This is a genomic window from Polaribacter sp. WD7 (assembly GCF_003335085.1).
GTDB lineage: Bacteria > Bacteroidota > Bacteroidia > Flavobacteriales > Flavobacteriaceae > Polaribacter.
Window position 1 is genome coordinate 869,350 of the sequence record NZ_QPEJ01000018.1, and the last position, 12,665, is coordinate 882,014.

General features: G+C 33.1%; 5 protein-coding genes. All 5 read left to right on the forward strand.

Annotated elements, in window-relative coordinates; translation table 11 throughout:
• The first annotated feature begins 335 nt into the window (after positions 1–335).
• The 5 genes from DUT90_RS13025 to DUT90_RS13045 all read left to right on the forward strand — a co-directional run bounded on the left by DUT90_RS13025 (position 336) and on the right by DUT90_RS13045 (position 12,659).
• Complete coding sequence (locus DUT90_RS13025; RefSeq protein ID WP_114427608.1) at positions 336–2,801, forward strand: BNR-4 repeat-containing protein; 2,466 nt, start codon at positions 336–338, stop codon at positions 2,799–2,801.
• 129 nt (positions 2,802–2,930) lie between these two features.
• On the forward strand, positions 2,931–4,508 hold the full coding sequence (locus tag DUT90_RS13030) for a T9SS type A sorting domain-containing protein (protein WP_114427609.1): 1,578 nt from the start codon (positions 2,931–2,933) through the stop codon (positions 4,506–4,508).
• Between the two features lie 329 nt (positions 4,509–4,837).
• On the forward strand, positions 4,838–7,231 hold the full coding sequence (locus DUT90_RS13420; protein WP_181858204.1) for a sulfatase-like hydrolase/transferase: 2,394 nt from the start codon (positions 4,838–4,840) through the stop codon (positions 7,229–7,231).
• Between the two features lie 131 nt (positions 7,232–7,362).
• A complete protein-coding gene (locus DUT90_RS13040; RefSeq protein WP_114427610.1) occupies positions 7,363–9,276 on the forward strand; it encodes a hypothetical protein in 1,914 nt (637 codons plus the stop codon).
• Between the two features lie 113 nt (positions 9,277–9,389).
• A complete protein-coding gene (locus tag DUT90_RS13045; RefSeq protein WP_114427611.1) occupies positions 9,390–12,659 on the forward strand; it encodes a glycosyl hydrolase in 3,270 nt (1,089 codons plus the stop codon).
• The last annotated feature ends 6 nt before the right edge of the window (positions 12,660–12,665 follow it).

The window sequence follows — 12,665 nt, forward strand, 5'->3', positions numbered from 1 at the left end:
TTTAATGATTTGAAAATTAGAATTTTAAAAAAACCTAAAAACCTATTTCAGGTTTTTAGTTACAGGATACATCAGGATGCGAAAACCTTTGTTTGTGGTTAAAATTGTATATTAAAAAGATAATATATAGTAGTTTTAAATTATAGGCTCTAAAACATATCTTTTTTTAGTTAGACAATAGTAGTTAGATAAACAATCTATGAAAGCATCTCTTCCATAAATACAAATGATACTAACACTAAAAGAGTGTAAAGATTTTTCAAAGGGAATATATCTTACAAAGATAATTTCTAGCAATAATAAAGTATTTAATTCTAAAATAATTATCAAGTAAAATGAAATTAAAATTACAACAACTATTAATTTTATTCTTTGTGTCAGTTACTATACAGGCACAAGTTACATTAGAAAGAGAAGTTAAAATTACAGATTTAGCTATGTATTTTAATGGTGTTAGAAATCAAAATAGTACAAGACAGAGTGGAACTGAAGCATATGATTATGCATATGGTCCTGCGTTGTCACCGCATGGAGACTGTATAAAAAATTATAAGCAATATGTGTTTATGACTTGGTATCGTGGAGGCAAACTAGATAGACATGTAATGTTAACACGTTATAATACAGAAACGGGTGCTATGAAAACTATTGAGTTTCCGCATCAGCATACAGGATTGAAAGGAAAATGGTGGATAGGAGAAACCCACAATACAATAGCAATAGGTATTAGCCCTTTAAACGGTACCATACATATGGTGTATGATATGCATGCCTATACTAATAGTGGTGCTTTTACTAACGATTATTTTAGATATACATACTCGGTACCAAATGCAGCAGAACTTTCTGATGAAGAATTTACATTAGATAAATTTGTAAAAGATCCTATAGATGGAGATTACAAACATTGTACAATGGATGGTGTTAGAGATGCTCCACATTATGATAGATTTACATACCCTCAATTTTTCTTAAATAACCAAGGCGAATTATTTTTAACAGCCAGAGATGGAACTTCACATGATGGGGCACAAGCTTTTATAAAATATGATGCAAATGCTACAAAATGGGGTAGGTTTACACATTTTAATGCACTTGGTGCTGGTAGTAAAGGAGAAACCAACAACTGGAGTATTTATGGAAGTATAAAATACGCAAACGGAAAAATTAGAGCAGGTTTTCAAAGAAGATTAAATACAGGGTCAGATAAATATCAGTTTCAAAATGGTGTTTATTATGCCTATTCAGATGATCCTTCAGGAGCTTCTCAATGGAAAAACCATAAAGGGGAAGATATGACATATCCTCTAGTAAAAGCAGAAGAAGTTTTAGTTTTTGAACCAGGAGATCTAGTAGAAACTACAGCACAAAACAAAGTGCATATTGTAAGTGGTTTTGATTGGACAGTTACAGATAATGAAGATGTGCATATTATTAGTAGAGTAAAAGATAATGAAAATAACATTACTAAATATATTCATAGTTACAAGCCAAATGGAGCTAGTGAATTTATTATTTCAACAGATTTTAACGGAGCACAAGCTTTATATACTTCAGGAGAATATGTATATATAATTGGTTTAAATTCTTCTGGAAGACCATTTGTAGAAAGAGCAGAAGGAGGTACTAATCTTTTTACAAAAGTATACGAGCAAACTTCTGGTAGAAGATTTAGCAAAGGGCAGGTTTACATTGCAGATGGTAAACTATACTACTATCTGTTAGAAAATAATGCAACTAACAATACAACTACTACTAGAACAACATATTTACAAGTTATTGACTTAGCTGTAGAAAATGGTCCAAAACCTTTTGCTGTTAATTTAGTAACACCTACAGATAATCAATCATTTAATGAAGGAGATAATGTGCAGTTATATGCCATTGCTTCTGCAGATGAAGGAGAAATTACTAAAGTTGCCTTTATGGTAAATGATGAGTTGTTAGAAGAAGATGCAACAAAACCTTATATTTTAGATTGGACTCCAGAGACTACAGGTACTTATCAAATAAAAGCAGTAGCTTACAAAACAAGCGGAGAAAGTATAACATCTACAGAGGTATCTATAGCAGTTAATGAAATTGATGAATCAGATTTAACAATAAACACCTATAGATTACAGAATACGGCTACAGGTAAGTTTTTAGTAGCAGCCAATACTGCACAACCAGTAACTACGAGCGATTCTGGTGAGAAAGAAGATTGGCATTGGGATTTCTTTAAACTTACCAAAGACGGTAAAGAATATCATAATATAGACAGTAAACAAAATGGTGTTTTAAGAGCGACAGGAGCAGGTTTTGCTGCAGGAGCTTTTCTTGTAGTAAGTACTACTAAATCTCCAACAGTAGAAGATTCTGATAAAATTTGGACAGTACATTATAATGAAAACAATAAAACCTTTAGGTTTGAAGCAGGTACAAGCAAAAGATATATGTACCATGATGTTGATGGTAACATTTACACTAAAGACGTAGAAGAAACAGATGCAAGAAGCATCTGGAAAGCTATACCTACAAACCAAGTATTAAGTGTTGCAGAAGATTTTACACAATCTTCTGGCATACAGATTTTTCCAAATCCGGCAAAGAGTTCTTTCAATATTTCATTAAATAAAATAGGAATATCCGAAATTGTAATTACAGACATGCTAGGTAAAATAGTTTATGAAACAGTAACAGACTTAGATAGAGTTGAAGTTGCAAGAGATCATAGATTTACATCTGGTGTTTACATTGTAAAAGTAACCGCTAAGAAATCGCAGGCAAAAATATTTTATCAAAAACTAGTTTTAGAATAAAAAAAAAGTTTTTTAAGAAAAAAAATAAGTAAGTTTCACAATGTCAGGATACTTCAGGATAGAGACAAGATTGTTTTTAATGAAATTTGCGTAATTAATAGTATAAATAATAACAGTTATAAGATATATATGAAAAAAAATACTTTAAAGTTTTTGTTAGTTTTTAGTTTTTTAATTTTCTCCTTATCTACAGCAGCACAATCAACTGCATCAGATGAAGATACTAGTGAAATTACAAGTTGTACAGATGAGGGAACAAATACTTCTAGAGGAGAAGATGTTGATAACCCTGTAAATGTAGGTACTGTAGATGATAGAAGTTGTTATGCAAACTATAAAGAAGTTACTATAGATGATACTGTTTGGGGGGTGTACAACATCACCAGGAACTCAAATCACCAAGATCAAGTTCGTGCTAACGGAACCAAATTACAACCAAGAATAGAGCGTTCTTTATCTAGATCTAGAACTACAGGAGTAGGAAGTTTTGCAAGATTTACAGGTACTGTAAGAATTTTAGAAGTTGGTGATGCTACAGGTATTACTAATGATGGTAGTTATATCATGCAAGCCAAAGGAAAACATTCAGGTGGTGGTGGTTCTGCAGATCCAGCAATCTGTTTATATATTGCTAGACCTGTTTACGGTGTAGATGATAATGGTAAATTTGGTCAAGTTGCCTTTAAATTATATAGAGAGCAAATTAACTTTAGAGGAGGAGAAGGAAGTTCTGGTAGAAGAGAAGTGTTCTTAACAGAAATAGAAAAAAATGTAGCAACAGATATAGTGCTTGAAGTAGGTTTTAGAGAAGATCCAAATGACCCTTCAAAAAGAATACATTATGCTGATGCAACTATAGGTGGAGAAACTTTTAACTGGAATATACCTGAGCCAGAAAAAGGTAACGAATCTGGTATTAGATATGGAGCCTACAGAGTAAAAGGAGGTAGAGCTCAGATAAGATGGGCAAATACAACTTATCAGAAAAAAGAAGTTGTGTATAGCCCAGAAGTAAATACAGAGTTTAGTAGATTTAGAAACGTGGCTACAGGTAAGTTCTTAACACATAATGGTCAAAGCGCAAAACCTGTACTAATGAGTGATTCAGGAGAAGAAGATGATAAATATTGGGCAATAGTTCCGTCTGGTAACTTTTTTAATATTGATAGTAAAACATTTGGAATATTGCGCGCACCAGGTGCTGGATTTAAAGAAGGACCATATGTAGTTGTAAGTACAGGAAATGCTCCTCCATCAGCAGATGCTGATAAAATATGGAAAGTGCATAGAAATGAAAACAATGATACATATAGGTTTGAATCTAACCAAACAGGTAGGTATTTGTATGCTATTTCAGATGAAAAATTAGATACTCGTAAAGTTGACGAAACAGATGAAAGAAGTGTGTGGGAATTAATACCAGAAGGTGAAGTTTTAAGTGTTTCAGACAGTTTTTCTGAAGCTTCTTCAATACATATTTTTCCAAATCCAGCAAGTGGTTCATTTAATATAGCATTGAATAATATTGGAGAGTCTGAAGTTGTTGTTATAGATATGTTAGGTAAAACAGTATTTAAAACCACAACAAATTTAGATAGATTACAAATAGCAAGAGATGGTAGATTTAATGCAGGTGTATACATTGTTAAAGTAACTTCTATAGAGGCACAACCTCGAATATTTCACCAAAAATTAATTCTAGACTAAGAAAATTTAGAACGTTATAAAATAAGAGTCAATACTTAAAAAGTATTGACTTTTGTTTTTATGGCTATTTCATAACTTAAAGGACTACAGTAATAATCTGATTTCGAGTGAATTTACGATTGAAATGATTGTAATTCGTATAGAGAATAAAAATGTTAACTTCTATAGTAGCTCCTAATATAGTGTTTTTGTAAAAAAAATACTTAAAATTAATATGTTGAAACTATTTTAAATCACAATATACAACAAATTATCATAGTATCAGGATACATCAGGACGTATAAAACAATAACTTATTGTACTTTAGAGAACTACAATAGCTTAATTCCATGAACAAAAACACGATTATATTATTTTTAATACTTACTACGTCATTTATACAATCGCAAACTAATGTGCTTATATTTATGGTTGATGATTTGCGAGACGAGTTAAATTGTTATGGAAATACCCACATACAAAGCCCTAATATAGATAAATTAGCTCAGGAGGGTGTTAAATTTAATAAAGCTTATAGTCAGCAAGCCATATGTGCACCATCTCGCATGAGTATTTTAACAGGGTTAAGACCAGAATCTATTGGTATTTATGATATTTTCACAAGATTAAGATCAGTGCATAAAGAGGTGGTAACTATGCCTCAATTATTTAAAGAAAATGGATATAAAACGGTTAGTATCGGTAAAGTATATCATCATGGAATAGACGATCAAGATAAATGGACTACTTATATTGGTAAAAAAGACAACAAGTATGTATTAGAGGAAAATAAGGGGAGTAGAGCAGTTTATGAAGATGCAGATGTAGATGACGATGTTTATAAAGATGGTACTGTTGCCAGAGACGCAATTACTACCTTAAATCAGATTAAAGAAGACAATTTTTTGATGGTACTTGGGTTTAGCAAACCTCATTTGCCATTTAATGCACCAAAAAAATATTGGGATTTGTATGATCTCAATACTATTGAAGTTCCTAGTAGAAAAAGGCCTACAGACATATATAGATTAGCATTAACCAACTACGGAGAATTGAGAGGGTATGATGATATGCCTGCTCAAGGAGATTTAAATGATGAGTTAACTAAAAAGTTAATACAAGGTTATTATGCTTGTGTAAGTTATGTAGATGCCCAGGTAGGAAGAGTAATGGCTGAATTAGAAAGGTTAGATCTTCGTAAAAACACAATGGTTATTTTTATGAGTGACCACGGGTATAAAATTGGAGAATATGGTTCTTGGAACAAGCACTCTAATATGGAAATTGATACTAAAGTACCATTGATTATCAGTAGAGAAACTTCTCATACAAACCGTAAGACAAATGTGTCCTCAGAAGCTTTGGTAGAAAACGTAGATATTTTTTCTACAATAATAGATGTATGCGGTTTAAGTTCTCCAATAATTGATGGTAAAAGTATGGCACAATTATTAGATAATCCAAATATAGATTGGAATGACGGAGCGTATTCTTTATATCCTAAAGGATCAATTATGGGGGTTACAGTTACAGATGGTGAATGGAGGTATACAGAATGGAGGAATGCAACTACTCAAGCCATAAATAGTAAAGAGCTGTATTATCATGGTGTAAGTCAAGTTGCAGATGCAAATTTAGCAGGTAAAACAGAACAAGCGCAGGTGCAAGAGCGTATGGCAAATTTGTTGTATGAAAGATTTCCTTTAGATATGGAGCCATTTAATACAAAAAGAGATATAGGAGACAATTCTGAATTAAAATTTGAAATAGCAATAACTTCCCCTACCAATAATGAAGTATTTGATTTAAATCAGCAAATAACTATCCAAGCAAAAGCAACAGCAAAAGAAGGAAGCACCGTTTCTCAAGTTGTGTTTAAAATCAACGGAGAAGATTATGAGACAGACACAACTGCTCCATATAGTGTCACATGGTCATCTAATGCAGAGGGTGTTTATCGTTTTACAGCAGAAGCGTCAAATTCAGAAAACCAAACTACACTATCAGAAGAGATTGTAGTTCAAGTTAGTGATATAGATGAAACAGATATTTCTAGTAATGTGTATAGAATAAGAAATCTTGCTACGGGCAAATATTTAAAATCGTCTGGAGCTACAATACTAGAAAGTGATTATGTAGAGGGAGATCAATCTCTAAATTGGACATTTATAGAAACCAAGTTTAATGAAGAAGATTACCATAATATTGATAGTGAAATTAATGGAATATTAAGAGCTTCTGGCTCAGGTAATACAATACCTCATGCTATTGTCAATACAGGAAGAATGCCACCAAACTCAGATGTAGATAAAGTTTGGACTGTACATTACAACGTTGTCGAAAAAACATATCGATTTGAAATTAGAGATCAAAATAGATTTTTATACAACCAAAATGATGGTTTATTTTATAACCTTCCTGCAGAAGAAACAGATACTAGAAGTTTATGGCAATTAGAGCTAGCAGGCAGTAATCCTTTAAGTCTAAAAGAAAATATTTTCAATCAATCTTTTGTAAATATTTATCCTAATCCTGCAAGTAACAGTTTTACAATTACCATAGATACATTTGGTAAAGCTGAGGTTTTTATATACAATATGCTTGGTAAACTGATATATAACAATACAACTAATAATGGAAGTATAAAGGTTGATAATTTGAGAGAATTTTCAGCTGGTATATATCTTGTAAAAACACTTACTCATGACGATAAAGCTGATCAAAAAAAACTAGTTATTAAATAAATTAGTAGTAGCTAAAGATGCTCCACTAAAAAAATAGATGTTATTTTTAGCATAAAATAGCAGGACAAAACAGGATGGTTAAAGTTAGAGACCTTCCTAACTTCGGCTTACATCAAAATACATAATATTCAATGAAAAGACGTAACTTTTTACAACTATCTGCAGTAGCAGGATTAGGTTTGTCATTACCAATGTCTGGATTGTTAAATGCTTGTACAAATCATCCAGAACATTCTTTAGAATTCAAAAATTTAATATCAGATTTATTAAAAGATTGGAGTGATGGTATGTTAAAAGTACAAGTCAATAATCCATCAAATTTAGATGAACACGGGGCTTTGGGTTGCCCATCTTGTTCTCATATTCATGGACGATGTATGGATGCTGTATATCCTTTTTTATACATGGCAGATAAAACTGGAGATAAAAAGTACATAGAAGGGGCTAAATTGGTAATGACGTGGGCAGAAAATAATGTCTCTCAAGAAAATGGAGCTTGGACAGTAATTAAAAATCCAAAATCTTGGAAAGGAATTACTGTTTTTGGAGCAATAGCATTAGCAGAAGCATTGCATTATCATGGTCATGTTTTAGATGAAGAAACTCGTAAAGCCTGGATAATACGTTTAGAAAAAGCAGGCCAATATATTTACGATACATTTACGATAGACTTTACCAATATAAATTACCCAGGTACAGCTGTTTATGGCTTAAATTTAATGGGTAATGTTTTAAATAGAGATGATTTTAAAGCCAAGAGTAAAAAATTAGCTTCTCAAGTAAAAGCATATTTTACGGCAAACGAAGGTTTGTTGTTTGGAGAATGTAAAAAGAGTTCTAGTAAATTAAGCGAAAAAGGATTACATGGTGTAGATTTAGGATACAATGTAGAAGAAACCTTAAACAGTTTGGTAATGTATGCGCTCAAAGAAAAAGATGAAGAGTTATTACAAATCTTAACAAAATCATTAAACAGTCATTTAGAATTTATGTTGCCAGATGGGGCTTGGGATAACAGTTGGGGTAACAGAATGTACAAATGGAGTTATTGGGGAAGTAGAACTTGCGATGGTAGTCAACCTGCATTTGGTATGATGGCGCATATTAACCCTGCCTTTGGAACAGCAGCTGTAAAAAATACTGAACTATTACAACAATGCACCGCAGACGGATTAATTCATGGAGGACCTGGTTTTATAGAAGCAGGTATTCCGCCTTGTGTACACCACACGTTTACACATGCAAAACCTTTAGCAGCGTTGTTAGATCACTGGAACCATTTACCAGAAATTAATACAAAAACCAATTTACCTAGAGTTACTGCAGATGGTGTAAAACATTTTAAAGATTTAGATGTATATCTTTTTGCAAGAGGAGATTGGAGAGGTACTGTAAGTGCTTACGACGCAGAATATCATTACAAATATGATTACCGTCAAGCTTCAGGAGGTGCTTTAGGCGTGTTATACCATAATAAAGTAGGTTTATTGTGTGCTGCAAGTATGGCAGAATATCATATGGTTGAAAAAAACAATCAACAAGTACAACCAGGAAAAGATATTTGTTTAACACCTAGAGTCGAGGTTTTTAAAGATGATGTTTGGTATACAAACTTGTATGATTTGCCTGCAACAGTTAGTACTAAAGATACTAACGGAACAATTAAATTACTAGCAGATGTTGCACTAAAAAATGTTGATAGAAAAGAGATAGAAGGAACAGCTTCTAAATTTGGTGTTACATACCAGTGCAATGCAAATGAAACTGTAATTTTTGTAAAAACATCTCAAGAAATTAATACACCAACAGCTTTTGTATTACCAATTGTATCACCAAATAATGAGATAGTTACAAATATTAGCGATACAGAAATTACCATTCAAAAACCTGAAGGGTTGGTAACTATTAAAGCAAATACTTCAATTAAAATAAAAGAAATTTCAGGAAAAAGAACCTTTAATATGGTGCCAGGAGTTGAGGCATTACCTTTACAAATGTTTTTTGAAGAAAGTAAAGATTTAGAAATAAGTATTTTAGTTAGTTAAAATATTGAAAGCGTTTTTTAAAATCATGCTATTTTGTGGTTTACATTAAAACAATAATTGTAAGCTAAAAATAGTTGTCATGAATTAGAAAGATGTGTAAATAACTAGAAAATATGAAGTTGCAAAAGGGATTAAATTATTATTTAGTAGTTGTTTTAACTGCTCTTTTGACGAGTTCCTGCAATGATAAAAATCAAACTAGCAATCAAAACTACCAACAAATAGCATCAGCATTCATAAATCCAACCGAAGACAATACAGTATGGTGTTATTGGTATTGGATAAATGACGATATTTCTAAAGAAGGGATTACCAAAGATTTAGAAGCCATGAAAAAGGCAGGAATTGGAGGGGCTTTAATCGGTAATATCAATCCCGCCAGAAAAGATGGAAAAGTACCCATGCTTAGTGAAGATTGGTGGAGCCACATGGTGCATGCAGTAGAAGAAGGGAAGCGTATAGGTGTAGATATTGGCGTGTTCAACTGCCCAGGATGGAGCCAAAGTGGTGGGCCTTGGGTAGACTCTAAAAAAGCCATGCGTTATTTAACCTTTAGCGAAACTAAGGTTATAGGCGGTAAATTACTAAACATAGCACTGCAAAAACCTAAACCAAAATTTCAAGATACCCATACCTTTGCTTTTAAAACAATAGCTATTGAAGAAAAGAATACGAAACACATCCCAACAAAAATAACTGCCAATTGGCAAGATGTTAATGTTACTGCTTTAAACGATGGAGACAAGAAAAACGATACGAGTTTCGAACTCCAAAAAGGAGAAACTTTAGCCATTAATTTTCAATTGTCAGAACCCATTACAACACGATCTATTACTGTAATTCCTAGCAGAGCTTTTAAATGTAGAATGAATTTGTTTGCAGTTGTAGAAGGTAGAGAAGAACTTGTGAGAGAGTTTGAGTTCGATCGTTTTCGCATTACGCCAAATGTAGCTTCAATCGAAACAGCAGATTTTGCCACAATACTACCAGAAACCACTGCAAAACAGTTTGTATTAAAATGTACTAATTTTAGAACACACAGAAAAACAGGCTTTGGTTTTGCAGAAATTACCATTTCTGAAGCGCCAGTTTTAAATAAATACATAGAGAAACAATTGGGCAAAATGCACTCTACACCAAAACCCCAATGGGATACCTATATTTTTGGAATGCAAGAAGCACTTAGAGACAAGAGTTTAGTTGTTAATCCAGATGAGGTTATAGATTTGAGTGACAAATTAGATGAAAATGGTGTTCTTAACTGGGATGCGCCAGAGGGTAACTGGACGATTATGCGCATGGGAATGACACCAACAGGTACAAAAAATGCACCAGCTGCACCACAAGGCGTAGGCTATGAAATTGATAAAATGAGTAGCGCTTTGGCAGAATACCATTTTGATAATTTTATAGGCGAATTGTTAAAACGCATTCCAGAAGAAAGTAAATCGGCATTTAAATATGTAGTGGCCGATAGTTATGAGCAAGGTTCTCAAAACTGGACAGACGGTTACGAAGTGAAATTCAAAGAAAAATATGGCTATGATCCTGTACCGTTTTTACCAGTATTATCTGGTAGAATTGTAGGAAGTGTAGAACAATCAGAACGTTTTTTATGGGATTTGCGTCGAGCCATTGCAGACGATGTAGCTTATGAGTATGTGGGAGGCCTAAAAAAAGCAAGTAATAAACACAATTTGAAAACCTGGTTAGAAAATTATGGGCATTGGGGCTTTCCTGGAGAGTTTATGATGTATGGTGGGCAATCCGATTTGATTTCTGGAGAATTTTGGAACGAAGGTACATTAGGGAATATCGAATGTAAAGCATCTTCATCAACAGCACACACCTACGGAAAACCAATAACATCGGCAGAAGCATTTACATCTTCTAGAAAAGCCTACTTAAGGCATCCCGCTATGCTGAAAAAACGAGGCGATTGGTCGTTAACAGAAGGTGTCAATCATTTTGTCTTGCACTTATACATTCAACAACCAGACGATAATCGTAAACCAGGAATGAATGCTTGGTTTGGTACAGAATTCAATCGCCATAATACATGGTTCAATCAAGCTGATACTTATTTTGATTATTTAAGACGTTGCCAACATTTGTTACAACAAGGTAAATATGTAGCAGATGTTTGTTATTTTATTGGGGAAGATGCCCCAATAATGACGGGCGGTCGTGTTCCTGAAATTCCAAAAGGCTATTCGTATGACTATATCAATGCCGAAGTAATTCTAAACAGGTTGTCTGTAAAAGATGGACGTTTTGTGTTACCAGATGGTATGTCTTATAAAGTTATGGTTTTACCACCTTTTAAAACCATGCGACCAGAACTGCTAAAAAAGATAGAAGAGTTGGTGCAACAAGGAGGAGTCATTTTAGGACAAAAACCTGAAAAATCGCCAAGTTTACAAAATTATCCAGAAAGCGACGAAATCGTTAAAACCATTGCTAACAAAATGTGGAGTGGTACCTACAATCAAGGTAAAATGGATAAAGCATTCGGTAAAGGTAAAGTGTTAGACGGTTACGAATTATCTGAAGTCTTTGAAAAGCTAAAATTAGCAGAAGATGTGAACGTTTCTGATGATGCACCTGTGTTATGGACACATAGAGCTACGCCAGAAAAGGATATTTATTTTATCACAAATCAAAGTGATGAAACCATAGAATTATCTCCAGTTTTTAGAGTGCGTAAAGATTTGAAACCACAACTTTGGGATGCAGTTAGTGGAGAAATCAGAGCATTACCAGAGTTTGAAATCACGAAAACGGGAGTAAAAATACCTTTACAATTAAAAGCGGCTCAGAGTTGGTTTATTGTATTTGCTAGAGACAATAAGTTACTGGAAAAACCAATAAGTACAGAAAATTTTCCTGCATTTGAAACAATAAGCGAATTGAAAAATCCGTTTTCAGTAGATTTCTCAAATAAGGAAATCGGTCCTAAAGAACCTATCGTTTTTAATACTTTAGAAGATTGGTCTACATCAGAAAACGAGCAAATTAAATATTATTCTGGTACAGCAACGTATACAACCACTTTTACAATAGATAAACTCCCTAAAAATAAAGCGTTTTATTTGAATTTAGGAAAGCTTTCTGTCATGGCTAAGGTAAAACTAAATGGAAAAGATTTGGGAGGGCTTTGGATAGCACCTTATCGTTTAAACATTTCAGAAGCACTAAAAAAAGGAGAAAATCAATTGGAAATAGAAGTGGTTAATTTATGGCGAAACCAATTGATAAAAGACAAACAACGGTCGGAAAATGAAAAATATACTTGGTTAGTTATAGATGATATCAAACCGAAATCAAAATTACAGCCTTCAGGATTATTAGGTCCAGTAAGTATTGAAATGATTAAACATTAATAAATA

Coding starts and splice junctions, on each gene's coding strand:
- DUT90_RS13025 (WP_114427608.1), top strand. CDS start 336: ATGAAATTAAAATTACAACAACTATTAATTTTATTCTTTGTGTCAGTT.
- DUT90_RS13030 (WP_114427609.1), top strand. CDS start 2,931: ATGAAAAAAAATACTTTAAAGTTTTTGTTAGTTTTTAGTTTTTTAATT.
- DUT90_RS13420 (WP_181858204.1), top strand. CDS start 4,838: ATGAACAAAAACACGATTATATTATTTTTAATACTTACTACGTCATTT.
- DUT90_RS13040 (WP_114427610.1), top strand. CDS start 7,363: ATGAAAAGACGTAACTTTTTACAACTATCTGCAGTAGCAGGATTAGGT.
- DUT90_RS13045 (WP_114427611.1), top strand. CDS start 9,390: ATGAAGTTGCAAAAGGGATTAAATTATTATTTAGTAGTTGTTTTAACT.